Origin of the sequence: Amantichitinum ursilacus, assembly GCF_001294205.1 — a bacterium.
In the GTDB taxonomy this organism is placed as follows: domain Bacteria; phylum Pseudomonadota; class Gammaproteobacteria; order Burkholderiales; family Chitinibacteraceae; genus Amantichitinum; species Amantichitinum ursilacus.
Map to the genome: position 1 here is coordinate 494,215 of NZ_LAQT01000001.1, position 16,513 is coordinate 510,727.

Genomic DNA, 16,513 nt, shown 5'->3' on the forward strand with positions numbered 1-16,513 from the left:
GGGCGACGCCCAGGCGTTGAACAAACGTTGATGTGCGCATCAGTCAGGGCTCCCGCCGGGGTAAGGGTCGGTCGCCTATTCTTCCGGGTTTGAGCCAGCGCGATAAGCCGCATAAACGGCATGGGCTTATGCGGTTTATTCATCAATGCCGCGCGCCGCTGCGGTTATGCGTGATACCGCAGGGTTTCGATGACCAAGGCCAGCGCAGGCGAAGCCTGATGCCGATTGGCGTAATAGATGTGCAGCGCGGGAAACGTCGGGCAAAAATCGGGCAACACCGTCTGCAGGTGGCCGCTTTCCAGCGGCGCGCGCACCAGGGCCACGGGCACGTAAGCGAGACCGCAGCCGGCCAGCGCGGCTTCCACCGCCATGCTGATCTGGTTAAATACCCACGGCCCGTCCACGCGCACTTGCAGGCTGCGGCCGTCTTGTTGCAGCTCCCAGGCATATAAGCCGCCGCGCAGGGCAAAACGCAGATTAATGCATAGATGTCGGGTCAGGTCGGCGGGGGTTTGGGGCGTGCCGTGTTGTGCCAGGTATTGCGGCGTGGCCACGATGCACACCGGCGTTGCCGCGGAAATCGGTATCGATGTCATGTCTTTGGCAATCTGGTCGCCAAAGCGCACGCCTGCATCAAAGCGTTCACTCACGATGTCGGTCAGGCCTGTATCGATATTCAATTCGATCCTGATATCGGGGTGTTGCCGCTGCAGGCCGGACAGTTTCGGCCACAACACCGTCTGTGCCGCAAAATCCGAGGTGGTGATGCGCACGGTGCCTGCGGGTTTGTCACGTAATTCGCCCAGCGCGGCCAGTTCGCGGGTGATGGTGTCAAAGCGCGGCGTGACGCTGGCGATCAAGCGTTCGCCCGCCTCGGTGGGCGCCACGCTGCGTGTGGTGCGCGTGAGCAAGCGCAAACCCAGTCGGGCCTCTAACGCCCGGATCGCGTGGCTTAATGCCGATTGCGATACGCCCAGTTGGGCCGCAGCGCGCGTAAAGCTGCGCTCGCGCGCGACCACCAGCAGCGCATAAATGTCTCGAAGGTTTTCGCTGGACATGTGCTGACGCTCCTCGCTCAGGCGTTGTAGCGCAACGCGTCGATCAGCAGGCTCATCGCGCGCGAAGGCTGGCGTCGGTTGGGGTAATACAAATGCAAACCGTCCCAGGTTGGGCACCAGTCTTGCAACATCGGCGCTAACAAGCCGCTCTGGATGTCGGCCGCCACCATGTCCGCGGGCAGGTACGCCAGGCCAAAGCCGGCTCGGGCGGCGTCGAGAATGTCGTAGGCGTTATTAAAAACCAGTTGCCCCTCCACCCGCGCACCCAACGCCCTGCCGTCGTTGACGAATTCCCATTCATACAGCCCGCCATAGGTAGAGGTGCGCAGATTGATGCAGGTGTGCGCAGTCAGGTCGTGTGGTGTTTGCGGCAGTGTGCGCCCGGCCAGGTAAGCGGCCGCGCCGACCACCACGTTGCGAATATCGGGGCCGATGCGTACTGAAATCATGTCCTGCGCCAGTTCCTGGCCAAAGCGCACGCCCGCGTCATACCCCTGCGCGACGATATCGACGCTGGCGTATTCGTTGATCAGCTCGACTTTGATATCAGGGTATTGCGGCAGAAATGCGGCCAGCCGCGGCCATAGCGTGCTGCGAATCGCGTAATCAATGGCGGTGATGCGCACCGTGCCGGTGGGCTGATCGCGTAATTCGCCCAACGCCAGAATATCAGTCTCGATGCCGTCGAACTCCGGCGCCAGTCGGTCGATCAAGCGTTGCCCGGCTTCGGTCGGGGCCACACTGCGCGTACTGCGTGTGAGCAACTGCACGCCCAGCCGCGCCTCTAGCTGGCGCACTGTATGGCTAAGCGACGGTTGCGACACGCCCAGTCGAGCCGCAGCGCGAGTAAAGCCGCCGGCCCGCGCCACGGCAAAAAAAGCCAGCAAATCGCCGAACTGATCGCGCGCCATTAATGAATTTCTCCTATAAGTGCATGCCCATTCTAGCGACTAGTGGGGGTGAAGGCGACTGCGTAAAGTGCAGCCTGAACCCGAGCCAGCTGGGCCGCCGTTGCCGTCGCCTGCGGGCCTGTCCCACTCAACCCATGGATTTTCAAGTATGGATAAAAGCAGTAACGCGCTGGTCTGGAAGCTCACGTTTGGCGTGTTCGGCATCCTGACCACCGAACTCGGAATGGTCGGCATCTTGCCGCTGGTGGCCAGGGTGTTTCAGGTGAGCGTGGCCCAGGCGGGGTGGACGGTCAGCCTCTTTGCGCTGGGCGTGGCGGTGGCAGGCTTGTTTATGCCGGCGGTGTTTGCTGGCGTTAACCGCAAATACGCAATGTTGCTGGTGCAGGCGATTTTTGTGCTGGGCAACCTGACCGCGATGTACACCAACGACTTTAACGTGCTGCTGGCCAGCCGACTGATCCCCGCGTTGTTCCACCCGATTTATTGTTCGGCGGCCTTTGTGCTGGCCGCACAAGCAGGTGGCGCGAAAGAGGCGCCCAAAGCGGTGGCGCGCGTGATGATGGGGGTATCGGCGGGCATGGTATTTGGCGTGCCGGTGACGAGCTACATCGCCAGTCTGTCGTCATTTAAAACCGCGATGCTGTTCTTTGCGGCCGTCAACGGCATTGCGTTGCTGCTGACCTTGCTGACCGTGCCGTCACTGCCGGTCGCGCAACGCGCGTCGTACGGTGCGCAATCAAGCGTGCTCAAGCGCGGCGTGACCTGGGTATCGCTGGCCACGGTGGCTTTGATTGCGGCGTCCATGGCCAGCGTGTACAGCTATGTGGCGGATTATCTGCAAAACATTACACATGTGTCGCCCTCCATGCTGAGCGCCATGTTGTTGCTGTTTGGCATCGCCAGCATTTACGGCAACCCGGTTGCCGGCAAAGTACTGAGCAAATACACCACGCGCCCGGTGCTGCTGTTTCCGTTTGCGCTAGGTGCCATCTACCTGGCGCTACTCGCGCTGGGCCACTACGCCTTACCGATGTGCGCGCTGATCTGCCTCTGGGGCGTTATTTACGGTGCCGGCAATAACTTCCAGCAATACTGGATCAGCTCCGCCCTCCCCACCGCCCCCGACCTGGCCAATGGCTTGTTTTTGTCGTTCGGCAATATCGGCATCGTGCTCGGCACCTCCATCGGCGGCGCATTAATCGCAGACCGCGGCGTGCAATCCATCCTCGCAGGCGGACTGGCGCTGCTGGTGCTGACGTTTGTTTCGGTGGTGATGCGGTTGCGGTGGTTCAACCAACCCGCGTGATATCGCGCCCGACTGTGCAGCGGCTTTGAATCGCAAGCGTCCAGCGACCATCCGAACGAAGCAGGCCGAGACGCCAGCATCCCCCTTTTGCTCCGGCCACTTTGGGTGGTGGGTCTAGACCCACCGTATGGGACCGCCGCGTAGCAAGCCCAAAGCGTTAAGCAAGCGCACCACTCATTCACAGTCACGGCCCAGCCCCCACGCCCACCCGATGTTGCGCAGCAACGAGGCAGCAATCGTGGCTATGCCGCGCCATCTCCTGAGCGCGCGAAGGTAGGAGACCAGCTTTACCGGGCTCCGACTGAGCGTCGCGTCCGCGGAGCGGCAGCTATGCAACCCAAAGGATGTGCTTGAGGCTTTTGACCTACCCCCGCATTGCGGCAGCTAAGGGCGGCCTCTTTGGTTACTTTCTCGGCTGTAGGAGAAAGTGACGTGCTCCCGGGCACCCCCGGGTATCAAAACGCGCCGCAGGCTACGCGTTTAAAGGTTTTGACCGCCAAAACCCAAAACCCAAAACCCAAAACCCAAAACCCAAAACCCAAAACCCAAAACGCGAGCACCCGAACACACGAACACCGAGACACCTCAACACCTCAACACCCGCCACAACACTCAAACATTCACAGCCCGCCCACCCAATCCCACCCGATCAACCCCCACCAACGCCAGCAAAACCGCCATCGGCAAAACCAACCCGACAAACCCGAACTCCATCCACGCATAAGCGCCGCCAATCGCCCCGCCCGCAAACGCCACCACCGGCCAGAAAAAGTGACTGATACGCTTCTTCACCTCCGCCGACGCCGCGCAGCGCAGCACGTCCACCACATCAATCACCAGTTGCGTCACATTGCCCGTCATCACCGTGGTCGGCGCAATGCTCGGCAACAAAATCCGCGATACCGCATTCTGCACCGCCATCGCCGCCGCCCCGGTCGCACCACAAACCAGCGATAGCGGCGCGTCCAGTTCCAGCCCGCGCGACGCGATGCCCAAAGCCATAAACCCCGCCAGCAACGCCACTTGCAACACGCGCGTAAACGTCAGCGCGTGCGCCGTGGGCACCGCCAGTAGCAGCAGCCGCGTCAGCGCCACCATCAACACAAACGCGGCAAACGCCACCAGCTTGAGCAGCACGCCATGGCCAAAGTGCGCCAACGTCGCGCCAATCAGCACAAAGTTGCCCGTTACATGCGCGGTAAACAAACCGCTAAGCGCGATAAAACCCAGCGTGTCGACATAGCCGGCCACAAAGCCATAACTTACGCCCAGCGTGATGTCTCGTTCGGGCAACTTCATGCGATTTCCTTGTGCTTATGCGCTGACGCGCGCCAGCCGCGCGTCCAGCGAAAACGCGCCTGGTCCGGCCAGTGCGATGGTGCCGTAGATGATGAGCAACAGCCATGCAAACTGGCCATCGGCAATGCTCCAGTCCGCATGCACAAACACCAGCGCCACGCCCAACACCACCAGCACCGGCAAGGTGGCTAGCCGCGTCAGCAAACCCAGCGCGATGCCGATCGGGCACAGCACTTCGGCCAGCACGGCAAACCACAGCGAAAACTGCGCGCCCAGGCCAAACGGATCTTCGATATGTTGCAGCTCGCTGTGGTAGTGGATGATCTTGGGCCAGCCGTGCACGTAAAACAGCAGCGCGCTGCCCGCCAGCCGCAAGAACAGCAAACCCACATCCAGGCTGATGGGCGAACTGATCAGCGCCCGCTTCAAACTATTCATAGATGCACCATCCCTGCCAGTACAAAGCCCAAGGTCATCGCCACCACCAACGAAGCGCCGATCGGCGACGGCGGCGCGGGTGACGGGATATCCAGCGCGCGGCACAACGCGCCCACGGCAAACGACAGCACGATGCCCACAATCAGCATGGTCATGGCCGCGCCTCCCGCGTCAGATCATGGCCGGCGCAGTTTTTCTTTTGCTCGGCCGGATGCTGCGCCAGATATTTATCGACCAGCCAATAACCCAGGCTCATCACAAACACCAACAATGCGCCGGTTAACACCGGCGGCGACGGCACCGGAATGCGCGCCAGCTGGCAGGCCACGCCAACGATAAACGACAGCAACAGCCCACCCGGTACTTTAAATTTATCCATGTACACGCTCCTTAAACCGCAAAACAAGAGCAGCCCAATGCGCCCCAGAAACCGGTGAAATCGCGCACCGGCACGTTTGATTTACGCGCCACGTCGTGCGTATGCGCATGCACCTGGCACGGGCCGCCGCATTGATGCGCGATGGCTGCGCTGGCTGTCTGCGGCGCGGCCCGATAGTGGCCCGGCACTTTCTGCACCGGCGACCAATCCGGCATCACCGGCAAGGTGGGAGGTGCAAGCGACCGAAAGCGATCGGCCGCGTACACAATCTTGCCGTCGACCACGGTCAGTACGGATTCGATGGCCTTGATGGCGTCTTCCGGCACGGTAAAAAAATCTGCCGACAACACCGCCAGATCGGCAAATTGCCCCACTTTGATCTGACCCTTTTTGCCTTGCTCGCTGGAGAACCACGCGCTGCCCGCCGTCCACAGGGCCAGGGCGTCTTCGCGCGTCAGGCGGTTGGCGTCGTCATACAGCTGGAGCCCGCCCACGGTACGGCCGCTCACCAGCCAGTACAGCGCGGTCCACGGGTTGTAACTGGCCACGCGCGTGGCATCGGTGCCCGCGCCCACCGGCACGCCGGCGCTACGCATTTGTTGAATGGGTGGCGTCAGTTTTGCGGCCTCGGCGCCGTAACGCTCGGCAAAATATTCGCCCTGAAAAGCCATGCGGTGCTGGATGGCGATGCCGCCGCCCAAAGCTTTGATGCGATCGATATTGCGCGGCGTGATGGTTTCGGCGTGGTCGAAAAACCAGTGCAAACCATCAAACGGCATGTCGCGATTCACCTTTTCGAACACGTCCAGCATGCGGCTGATCGATTCGTCATAAGTGGCGTGCAAACGGAATGGCCAGCGCTGGCTGACCAGATGGCGCACCACTTGCTCCAGCTCGGCTTCCATGCCCGCGGCCAACTCGGGGCGTGGTTCCAGAAAATCTTCGAAGTCGGCGGCGGAGAACACCAGCATTTCGCCTGCGCCATTCAGTCGCAGAAAGTCGTCGCCGCCGCCGATGCGCGCGGTGTCGGTCCAGTGCTGGAAGTCGTCCAGTTCCTGGCCTTTGCGCTGGGTGAACAGGTTATAGGCGATGCGGATAGTCAGTTGCTGCTCGCGCGCCAATTGCTGCACCACCGCGTAATCGTCGGGGTAGTTCTGAAAACCACCGCCGGCATCGATGGCGCTGGTCAGGCCCAGCCGGTTAAGTTCGCGCATAAACTGGCGCGTGGAATTGACTTGATACTCCAGCGGCAGCTTGGGGCCTTTGGCCAACGTGGCGTACAGAATCATGGCGTTGGGGCGCGCAATCAGCATGCCGGTGGGGTTGCCGGCGGCGTCTCGCACAATTTCGCCACCGGGTGGATTGGGCGTGTTTTTGTCGTACCCAACCACGCGCAAGGCGGCACGGTTGAGTAAGGCGCGGTCGTACAAATGCAGAATAAACACCGGCGTATCAGGCGCGGCGGCGTTGATCTCGTCCAGTGTGGGCATGCGGCGTTCAGCAAACTGGAATTCGCTCCAGCCACCCACCACGCGCACCCACTGTGGCGCGGGTGTTACGCGCGCCTGTTCTTGCAGCAGGCGCAGCGCATCGGCCAGCGACGGTACGCCTTCCCAACGTAATTCCAGGTTGTAGTTAAGCCCGCCGCGGATCAGGTGCAGGTGCGAATCGTTTAGGCCTGGGATGACAGTCTGACCTTGCAGATCGATTACTTGCGTGGCGTCGTCGCGCAGCCGCATGACGGCCTCGGCATCGCCCACTGCCACAAAGCGGCCTTGATCAATGGCGACGGCGCTGGCCTGCGCTTGGGTCGGGTCTACCGTATGAAAACGGCCGTTTAACAAAATAAGTTGCGCGGGCATGGCGGGCTTGGCTCCTTGCATGCAAGCAACGCGCCCGCGTCAAAACGATGCGGGCCACGTGGTGGAAATGACGAGTTACATCGGTTGCTCGGTCAGCGCTTAGTGGCCTTCGGAGGCACCGAACATGGTCTTGGCGTAGATCAGGCCCAAGCCATAGGCGCCGCCATGTTCAATCGCGGTGGCAACGGTCTGGTTATAGGATTCGCTGCGTGACCAGTCACGTTGCAATTCCAGCAGGTATTGCAGCGAGGTCATCGGCTGCGCGCCGGCCTGGATCATGCGTTGCATGGCGCGTTCGTGCGCTTCGTCGCTGACGTCGCCGCAGGCGTCGGCAATCACATACACCTCAAAGCCTTGTTCGATGGCGGACAGCATCGGGCCGACGATACACACGCCCGTCCACAGGCCCGCCAGCACGATCTTGTTTTTGCCTGCGGCGTTAACGCGCACGGAAATGCGCTCGTCTTCCCACGTATTCATGCTGGTGCGGTCGATGACCACTTCATCGGGAAACACGCTTTTGATCTCGGTAAAGATCGGACCCGAAAAGGTCTTTTCGGCCACCGTGGTCAGAATGACCGGCACTTTGAATTCCTTGGCCGCTTTGGCCACCAGCGCGGCGTTGTTGCGCAGCGTAACGGCATCAATCGACTTGGTGGCAAACGCCATTTGCGATTGATGGTCGATCATGATCAGCGTGTGGTTGCTGGGGCTTAACAGTTTGGGGCCGGCAACGGCCTGGGCTTTGGACATGGGGTTCTCCGGGGACGGTAGGTGGGTTTGCCAGACGCTCAAGGTGGCGTCGTGGGGTGAGGCAAACTGTACGCGGCGGCCCCGCGCGCCGAATCGCCGTTGTGGCCATGCGGCGTGTTACCCGGATGGGTTAGGCGCTTCCCTGCCCGACTGGCGCGACGGCATCCCGTGCTGACGATGCGGGTAGTTACGCTGACCAGACGTTCCGACACGCGCATCCCTCCATCGGGTGACTGCCAGCGGGCCAGGTGCGCGATATGCTGGCAGCACCCTCGCCCCCGGAGTACCGCTATGACTTTGCTACAGCACAATCGCCCGATCTCGGTGCTGGCGGTCGACGACCACCCGCTCATCCTGGAAGGCATTGCGGCGGTGTTTGAAGGCATGAGCGAAATGAATCTGGTGGGCGCGTGCGACGGCCGCCAGGCGCTGGCACTGTACCAACAGCATCTGCCCGATGTAACGCTGATGGATTTGCAAATGCCGGGCGTGAGCGGGCTGGAAGCCATCGAGCTGATCCGCCAATACGATCCGCACGCGCGCATTGTGGTGCTGACCACCTACAAAGGCGACGTGCACGCTTTACGCGCCATCAAGGCCGGTGCGGTGGGTTATGTGCTGAAGAACATGATGCGTACTGATTTGCTGGAGACCATACGCGGCGTGCATGCCGGGCATCGGCGCATTCCGGCCGAGGTGGCGATGGAGCTGGCGGAGTATATGTCGGAGGTGTCGCTCACCCCGCGTGAAACCGAGGTGTTAAAGCTGGCGGCGGTGGGCAAATCCAACAAGCGCATCGGTGCGGGGCTGGATATTTCGGAAGACACCGTCAAAGTGCATATGAAAAACATCCTGGCCAAACTGCACGCCGCCGACCGCACCCACGCGGTGACCATCGCGGTGCGGCGCGGCATTCTGCAGTTTTGACTGGCGCAAGCGCTACCACAGCAGCTTGAGTTCGGCGCTGGCGTAGTTGCCGTTATGCCCACCGAGATCGCGCAACGTGCCGCCGATGGCGTAATGCACCAGCTCGACCGCGCCGGTCAGATTACGATTAAAACGCGTGTCCAGACGCAGCTGGTCATACGCGCCAGTCCAACTACTGCCCGCCCCTGCGCTGCCAGCCACCGCGATGTTGGGCTGTGTGTAGATGGCGTCGGCGGTGCTTTGCCGCCACAAGCCGCCCACCGCCAACTGGAGTGTGGCGGCTGGTGCAACGGTCAGCGTCACCGATGGCTTTAGCTGGTACAGGTTGGCGTAACCGGTATAACCCGCCAGCGCAAAGTAATTGCCGTTGGGAAAGAGCGGGTTGAACGTGCCGACCGTGCCGTCGCCGGCTTTGTGGTCTCCCGAGGCGGCATCCAGTTGCAGCCCGACTCGCGGCTTGAGCGCTACGTCGCTCCAGCTATAACCGACGCGGCCACCCACGGCCCATGCACGAATAGTGGTGTTGCCCACCCAGCCGAGCTGGCCCATGGCTTCCAGATCCCAATCGATGGCACCGCGTTTGCCGGCGAAACGCGCATCCAGGATATGCCGGGTTTCATCGCCTTTGGCATCGCCATAACGCGCGCTGTCACGGGCATAGCGCGAGTAATAGGCGGACAATTCGTTGCCACCGAGCACATGGCGCTCCATGCGCAAGGTATCGAAGCGGAAGTGCCGGTTGGAGGTGTCATCAAATGGCGCATCGGCCGCGTACTGCACGGGCTGGCTGATAAAGCCGATCAAGCGCCAGTCGGTGGTTTCCCAATCCAGCCATGCGGCGTCAAACGATTGCCGCACATTGGGGCCGTCACGCGAAGAGACAAAACGCTGCAAATCAAAGGCGAAATCCTGACGGCCGACCCGGGCCTTGAGCGTGCTGCCATCGGGCAAGGGCGTGGTGTATGCGACAAAGGCCAGGCGCAAATCAAGCGGGTTTTTGTCCGCGCCGCCGACGGCTTGCTTGCCATAGGCGCGGTCGTCTTCCAGCTGGATAAACGCTTGCCAATGCGTGCCGAAACGCGCATCGGCATGCACTTGCGCGCGCTGCAGCAGCCAGCTATCGGGCTGGCCGCCGCCGATGCCAAAGTTGGCGGCGTTGTTGTATTCAAAGCGCTCGCGCAAGGTAAGACCCAACGACAACCACGCCGCGTTATCGTCAGCCAGCGGCAGATATTTGAGTCGGTCCAGCGGCTGCGTGCGCAAGGCCGGGTCGGCCAGCGCGGACCAGTCTTCCATCCAGCGATTGCTGTTAAGCGACGGCCGCGCGGACGTGTCGTCGGCATAGGCGCAGGCGCTGATCAGCCCGCCCGCCGCCGCGCTCAGCAGCAGCGTCAGGGCGGCAACCGGTTGCGACGCGCTCATTGCGCTTCCTGATGAATTTCAGCGATATAGCCGCCGGGAAATTGCACCATCGCCGCAGTGCGGCCATCCACGACATAGGGCGCAACCAGCAATTGCGCGCCTGAAGCCTGCGCTTTGCTGAGCGTGTCGCGTAATGACGGCACGGCATAGCCGGCCATTTCGCGGCCATATGGCCAGGGTAGATGGCCATCGGTGACCAGCACGGTCATCCGCCCGAACGTGGAGCTGATGCGCACGCGCCGGTAGCTGCCACTGCTGCGGCCGATTTCGGTGGCGGGCGCAGTGGCGCTGTCTTGCGTAATGGTGCCGTGGGCGAACTTGATAAAGTCGCCGATAAATTCGTCGGCTTTATCGGGTGAGACATACACGCGGTTCTCGGGAATCAATGCGAAGGGCGCGTAGTGTGGCGCGGTGGTGTGCCAGTACAGCTGCATATTGACGCCGCCCGGCCACTGGATGACCACATCGCGGCCAATCGGATCATCAAACGGCGCCACCACCACCGCGGCGCCCGCAGCCTGGGCCGCTTTGACCGCGGTATCGAGATCGGTGACCAGATAGCCCGTGCGCTCAGAACCAAAGCCATACGGAATCGGCGTTTTAAAGCCAAACAAGGACACGGTGCCATACGGCGTTTGCAGCAATTGCGTGGTGGTGCTGCTGGCGGTGGGCGTCACCGTGGCGACGCCTTGAGGCGTGCTCTTGCCGCCAAAGGTGGCGACAAAACTACTGGCAAATTGATTGACGTCGGCCAGCGGCACATACACGTGGGTGGTGTCATATTGCGCGCCGACGGCCACGCTGTTGGCGTCATCGGCGTAAGCGACGCTGATCAAAGCGCTGGACAGCACGGCGGCCAGCGCGCTCGCGCGCAGCGTGGGCAATAGCAAAACAGTATGAATGCGCATACAAGATCGTCCCGAGCAGGAAAGCCCTGACGATAGTCCGATGCGCGCCGTGCCGAATCATGGAAACGGCCCGGCCAGGGCTAACCCGAATGGGTGGGTCGGCTTATTCGGGCTGGCAGCTGATGGTGGCCATGCGCTTGATCATCCAGTCGTGATCGGCCTTGAGCCAGGCATCCGGGTGCGTGCGCATTTTTTCTTCGTTGCGTTTTTTGTCTTCACGCAGCAAACGGCATTCGGAAGACGTGGGATCGACGGGCTGGGCCGAAGCCAGTTGCACTGCGCTGGCCGCGGGCTGGTTAAGCCGTGGTGGCGCGGTGACGGCTTTGACAAAACGGCCTCCGCTGATTTCACAGGGATCGCTTTGATACACCGTGCGCCCGCGCGCATCCTTGCATTTGTTGACGCTATCCGCCTGCGCGCCGGCCGCGAGCACACACAGACCCACCACACCAATCACACTTAACAGCCGAACCATAATCACCCCGAAGAAGATTGTGTGAGCATACCGTGGGCTTGGTGACATATGTATACGGCATAGAACGGAATGAGGCGAAAGGCACACACCGTGTGGCGTCCGCGCTTACGGACGCCACATTACACAGCGTTTAAGCAGCGACTACGGCCTGTTTGTTAAGCGGCGGCTTCAATACAAACAACGCCAATGCCGTTACGCAGGTGCCAGCCAGCAAAGCAACCACATACATGCCCAGGTGGCTGATCGCATCGGGAATCGGCAGCACAAAGATGCCACCGTGCGGCACTTTAAGCGCTGCGCCAGACGCCAGCGAAATCGCGCCGGCCACGGTCGAACCCAATACGCACGATGGGATGACGCGCATCGGGTCGCGTGCGGCATACGGGATCGCGCCTTCGGTGATAAACGCCAGGCCCAGCACGGCGGCGGCTTTAGCGGCTTCGCGGTCTTCCGCGCTAAAGCGGTTTTTGAACAACCAGCATGCCAGCGCGATCCCTAATGGCGGCGTCATGCCCGCAGCCATGACTGCGGCCATCGGTGTGCAAACGCCAGTCACCACCAGCCCGGTACTGAACGCGTAAGCCGCTTTGTTGACCGGGCCGCCCATATCGATGGCCATCATTGCGCCCAGAATCGCGCCCAACATCAGCGCGCTGCTGCCTTGCAGACCTTTTAACCAGCCCGACATGGCCTGCAGCACCACTGCCACCGGTTCGCCAATCACATACAGCATCAGCAGGCCGACGATCAGCGTGGAAAGCAAAGGCAGAATCAGCACCGGTTTCAGCCCGGCCAGATTGCGCGGCAAACGGATGTACTGGTTGAGATAACGCGTGGCATAACCAGCGATAAACCCGGCTACGATGCCGCCGAGAAAACCCGCGCCGGTCGTGTTGGCCAACATGCCGCCAACCAGGCCAGGCGTGAGGCCCGGCCTATCGACGATCGACCACGCGATGTACGCCGACAGCACCGGCACCATCAAGGCAAACGCGCCCTTGGCGCCGATCTGGAACAGCGCCCACGCCAGCGTGCCTTTGTGGCTGTCGTCGTAGGCGTAGATGCCGCCCACGGCAAACGCCAGCGCAATCAGCAAACCGCCCGCCACCACCAGCGGCAACATATACGAAACACCGGTCATCAGATGTTTGTACGGGCCATTGCCTTTGTTGCTGGCAGCGCTTTCTTTACTGGCGGATTCGGCCGGGCTGCCGGCGGTGTCGCTTTGCCACACGCTAGCCTCGGCGGCGGCCAGTTTGATCAGTGCCTGACCATCGTTGATGGCGGCCTTGGTGCCACTGCGATATACGCGTTTGCCGGCAAAGCGCGCCTGATCGACCTGGGCGTCGGCCGCAATGATCACCAGATCGGCATCGGCAATCTGTGCGGGTTTGAGCGCATTTTGTGCGCCGACCGAACCTTGCGTTTCCACATGGATGGCGTGACCCAACTGGCGTCCGGCTTGTTCCAGCGCTTCGGCCGCCATAAAGGTATGCGCGATGCCGGTGGGGCATGAGGTGATCGCGATAATGCGCAGTGGGTTTTGCCCCGGACCGGCGGACATTGCGGGGACGGCCGATGCGACGGCGCTGGCGACAGGCATGGTGTGGTCGACGTGCACGGTGCTGGCCATTTGCTGGATGTGCGCGCGTTGCAGCGGCCATTCGCGGTTGAGCGACAAGCGTGCGCCCGCATAGGCCATGGCCTGGCACAAGGCCGAATCAGGCGGCAGTTGCGCGATTTGCGCGGCGACAAAGCCCGCCAGCATCGCATCGCCGGCGCCCACCGTACTGCCACTGGCCAGCGCGGCAGGTTGCGCCCACCAATGGCCGTCGGCGGTGACCAACAAAGCGCCTTCCGCGCCCAATGACACCAGCACCTGGGCAATGCCGCTGCGCTGTAAGGCTTGCGCGGTTTCCAGCACCAATGCAGCGGTCGGCAACGGTTTGCCCGCCCATTGTTCCAGCTCGTGGCGGTTGGGTTTGATCAGGTCTGGCAGACCGGCATCGCCTGCGGCCAGACTGGCTTGCAGCGCTGCGCCACTGGTATCCAGCGCCACTTTCACGCGGTGCTGATGCAGCATCGCGGTCAGATAGCGATAAAACGCGGCCGGCACGCCCGGCGGCAGGCTGCCCGACAACACCACCCAGCTTGCATTGGCGGCGTGCACATCGATCAGTTGTTCCAGCGCTTCTTGCTGGCTGGCGGCAACGGTAAACCCGGGCAGATTGATATCGGTGGTGCCTTGCGCGTCTACCAGTTTGATGTTGGTGCGCGTGGCGCCGGCAACTTCGACCAGCGCATGCGCGATGCCGCGTTGCTCCAGCCAGGGCACAAATTGCGCCAGATTGTCTTTGCCAAACAGACCGGTCAGCGTAACCGCATGGCCCGTTGCGGCGAGGCCCGCCGCCACGTTGACGCCCTTGCCGCCCGGCTGCAGCACGCTGTTTTCGGCTTGCTGCACTTCGCCGGGCTGCAATGCGGATACGGTGACGGTCTGGTCGAGCGCGGGATTGCAGCTAACCACCAGCACCGCGGCGGAGTCGCTCGACGGGCCTGCGCCTTCAACAGTGCGCAGTGCGCTGGCTTCATGCAGCAAGGCTTCGACGGCTTGCGGGGCATCGGGCCCGACCGCGCTGAACGTGACCAGCGCGCCGGTTTCCAGACCCAGTTGCAGCAAGGCCAGCATGCTTTTGCCATTGGCGGTCTGACCGGCGTGGCTGACGTCGACCGTTGCCTCGTAACGCTTGGCCGTTGCCGCCCACACGGTAGCGGGCCGCGCATGCAGGCCGGTGGCGTAATCCATGATAAAGCTGGCGCGCACACTGTTCGGGTCGCCTGTTGCCACGCCCACGCTGTTTGTGGCTTGGGGTGTAGCGATATCCGCTTGCAACGCATCGATAATGTCTTGCGGTTGCAAGGTGGCGGCCAGGCGATCGATCAGCGCGCCGTCGCCCAGAATGCGTGTGAGCTGGCGTAGCACACCAATATGTTCATCGCCACGTGCGGCAATGCCGATGATCAGCCGGGCGCGTTCGCCCTCGGCCGACCACGCCACACCCGCAGGCACTTGTAAAACCGCAATCCCGGTCTTGAGGACGAGATCGCGCTGGGCCGGACTGCCGTGCGGAATGGCCACCGCATGGCCGAGCCAGGTATTGGCTTGTTGCTCGCGGCTGAGCATGCTTGCGGCATAGCCAGCTTGCACATGGCCCGCACGTTGCAGTAGCGCAGCCAGCATCTCGATGGCGTGTTCTTTATGTGTTGGCGCGGCGGCCAACTGGATCAGATCGGGTGTAAGGGCTAAGGGCATGGATGGGGCTCCGGTCAAAAACGCACCCATTTGCTTATGTGCGCCAGGCATGGTCAATAGGCCCTCAGCCCCATTTCAACCTGCCTTGATCCAGATCGAATTCCGGCGAAATCAGCCCGAAATAAAATCTGCCACGACGCGCAGTGGCCCTCGTATAGTGACCAGCGTCCTTTCTTTTGCTCGCGGAGTTACGCATGTCCCCCAAGCCCAGAAATGCCCTGTATGCCCAGTCTGGCGGCGTTACCGCCGTGATTAACGCGTCCGCCTGGGGCGTGATCAGCGCGGCGCAACAGCACCCCGACCGCATCGGCACGGTGCTGCTGGCGCGCAACGGTATTCTGGGCGCGTTGCAGGAAACGCTGATCGATGCGGCCACACTCAGCCCGCAACAACTGGGGGCGCTGCAAACCACACCGGCGGGTGCATTTGGTTCCTGCCGACACAAGCTCACGCGCACGCAAGAATTTGATCGGCTGGTGGCCTTGTTTGCTGCGCACGACATTGGCTATTTCTTTTACAACGGCGGCGGTGACTCGGCCGACACCTGCCTGAAGGTGGCCGAACTCGCCCGCCAACGCGGGCTGGACCTGACCGCCGTGCACGTACCCAAGACGCTGGATAACGATCTGCCACGCACCGATTGCTCGCCTGGCTTTGGCTCGGCGGCGCGTTACGTGGCGACATCGGTGCGCGAGGCCGGGCTGGATGTGGCCTCAATGGCCAGTACCTCAACACGCGTCTTTGTGATGGAAGTGATGGGCCGCAACGCGGGCTGGCTGACCGCCGCCGCGGGTCTGGCCGCCAGCGATGCCACCACGCCGCCGCATATTCTGCTGGTGCCCGAACGCCCGTTTGACCGCGGCCATTTTCTGGACGAAGTGCAGAAGACGGTGGCGCGCATTGGCTATTGCGTGGTGGTGGCCTCGGAAGGCTTGCGTTCCGCCGACGGCAAACTGCTGGCCGAAAGCGAGCACAAAGATGCCTTTGGTCATGCGCAACTGGGCGGCGTGGCACCGTTGCTGGCGGGTTTGATCAGCGACCAGCTGCAGTTAAAAACGCATTGGGCCGTGCCGGATTATCTGCAGCGCGCGGGCCGCCATCTGGCGTCGGGCACCGATCTGCAGCACGCCATCGCGGTGGGCCAGGCGGCGGTGCAATTTGCGCTGGAAGGCAAGGCGTCGGTCATGGCGGCGATTGTGCGCGAGCAAGACGCGCCGTATCGCTGGCATATCGATGCAGTGCCGTTGGCCCATGTGGCGAATCAGGAAAAGAAAATGCCGCGCGAGTTTCTCGATGAATCCGGCTATCGATTGACCGACGCGGCACGCGCTTACTTTGCGCCGCTCATTCAGGGTGAAGCGCCCATCCCGTATGTGGATGGCTTGCCTGCCCTGCCCGATTGGCGCTTTGACGACATCCCGCAACGGCTGCCGCTCTGGCACGGCTAAACCTGCACGCCGAC

15 protein-coding genes are annotated in these 16,513 nt (G+C 62.0%); 3 read left to right on the forward strand and 12 right to left on the reverse strand.

Features of this window, described 5'->3' with window-relative positions:
- Nucleotides 1-164: 164 nt before the first annotated feature.
- Together WG78_RS02035 and WG78_RS02040 are read right to left on the reverse strand one after the other, a co-directional pair.
- Entirely contained in the window at nt 165-1,058 is an 894-nt protein-coding gene (locus tag WG78_RS02035) for a LysR family transcriptional regulator (protein WP_053936099.1), read from the reverse strand.
- A gap of 17 nt (nt 1,059-1,075) precedes the next feature.
- Nucleotides 1,076-1,969: a LysR family transcriptional regulator gene (locus WG78_RS02040; RefSeq protein ID WP_053936100.1), complete on the reverse strand. Its 894-nt coding sequence runs from the start codon at nt 1,967-1,969 to the stop codon at nt 1,076-1,078.
- Nucleotides 1,970-2,117: 148 nt separating this feature from the next.
- On the opposite strand from WG78_RS02040, the gene WG78_RS02045 reads away from it, so the two are divergent.
- Complete coding sequence (locus WG78_RS02045; RefSeq protein WP_053936101.1) at nt 2,118-3,275, forward strand: MFS transporter; 1,158 nt, start codon at nt 2,118-2,120, stop codon at nt 3,273-3,275.
- Between the two features lie 612 nt (nt 3,276-3,887).
- Here the strand turns inward: WG78_RS02045 and WG78_RS02050 are convergent.
- From WG78_RS02050 to WG78_RS02075, 6 genes are all read right to left on the reverse strand, one after another.
- Nucleotides 3,888-4,574, reverse strand: a complete 687-nt coding sequence (locus tag WG78_RS02050; protein WP_053936102.1) for a YoaK family protein — start codon at nt 4,572-4,574, stop codon at nt 3,888-3,890.
- A 15-nt stretch (nt 4,575-4,589) separates the two neighbouring features.
- The gene (locus WG78_RS02055) at nt 4,590-5,012 is read right to left on the reverse strand and encodes a DoxX family protein (RefSeq protein WP_053936103.1); all 423 of its coding nucleotides are present in this window, start codon (nt 5,010-5,012) and stop codon (nt 4,590-4,592) included.
- Nucleotides 5,009-5,167: a XapX domain-containing protein gene (locus WG78_RS02060; RefSeq protein ID WP_053936104.1), complete on the reverse strand. Its 159-nt coding sequence runs from the start codon at nt 5,165-5,167 to the stop codon at nt 5,009-5,011. The genes WG78_RS02055 and WG78_RS02060 overlap by 4 nt, the downstream gene beginning before the upstream one ends.
- Complete coding sequence (locus tag WG78_RS02065) at nt 5,164-5,391, reverse strand: DUF1427 family protein (protein WP_053936105.1); 228 nt, start codon at nt 5,389-5,391, stop codon at nt 5,164-5,166. Before WG78_RS02065 ends, WG78_RS02060 begins: the two co-directional genes overlap by 4 nt.
- Before the next feature lie 11 nt (nt 5,392-5,402).
- The gene (locus WG78_RS02070) at nt 5,403-7,253 is read right to left on the reverse strand and encodes an amidohydrolase (RefSeq protein WP_053936194.1); all 1,851 of its coding nucleotides are present in this window, start codon (nt 7,251-7,253) and stop codon (nt 5,403-5,405) included.
- Between the two features lie 99 nt (nt 7,254-7,352).
- Nucleotides 7,353-8,006, reverse strand: a complete 654-nt coding sequence (locus tag WG78_RS02075; RefSeq protein WP_053936106.1) for a hydrolase — start codon at nt 8,004-8,006, stop codon at nt 7,353-7,355.
- A 291-nt stretch (nt 8,007-8,297) separates the two neighbouring features.
- Here WG78_RS02075 and WG78_RS02080 point away from each other — a divergent pair, with 291 nt between their 5' ends.
- Entirely contained in the window at nt 8,298-8,933 is a 636-nt protein-coding gene (locus WG78_RS02080) for a response regulator (protein ID WP_053936107.1), read from the forward strand.
- Between the two features lie 12 nt (nt 8,934-8,945).
- Here the strand turns inward: WG78_RS02080 and WG78_RS02085 are convergent, their stop codons facing one another.
- The 4 genes from WG78_RS02085 to pfkB form a co-directional block, all read right to left on the reverse strand.
- Nucleotides 8,946-10,355: an alginate export family protein gene (locus tag WG78_RS02085; protein WP_053936108.1), complete on the reverse strand. Its 1,410-nt coding sequence runs from the start codon at nt 10,353-10,355 to the stop codon at nt 8,946-8,948.
- Complete coding sequence (locus WG78_RS02090; protein WP_053936109.1) at nt 10,352-11,263, reverse strand: hypothetical protein; 912 nt, start codon at nt 11,261-11,263, stop codon at nt 10,352-10,354. The genes WG78_RS02085 and WG78_RS02090 overlap by 4 nt, the downstream gene beginning before the upstream one ends.
- A gap of 103 nt (nt 11,264-11,366) precedes the next feature.
- On the reverse strand, nt 11,367-11,738 hold the full coding sequence (locus tag WG78_RS02095; RefSeq protein WP_053936110.1) for a DUF4124 domain-containing protein: 372 nt from the start codon (nt 11,736-11,738) through the stop codon (nt 11,367-11,369).
- A 130-nt stretch (nt 11,739-11,868) separates the two neighbouring features.
- A complete protein-coding gene (pfkB, locus tag WG78_RS21965) occupies nt 11,869-15,051 on the reverse strand; it encodes a 1-phosphofructokinase (protein WP_161805056.1) in 3,183 nt (1,060 codons plus the stop codon).
- 194 nt (nt 15,052-15,245) lie between these two features.
- On the opposite strand from pfkB, the gene WG78_RS02105 reads away from it, so the two are divergent.
- Nucleotides 15,246-16,499 carry a 6-phosphofructokinase gene (locus tag WG78_RS02105; RefSeq protein WP_053936111.1) on the forward strand — a complete coding sequence of 418 codons (1,254 nt, stop codon included), beginning with the start codon at nt 15,246-15,248 and terminating at the stop codon, nt 16,497-16,499.
- Nucleotides 16,500-16,513 lie beyond the last annotated feature (14 nt).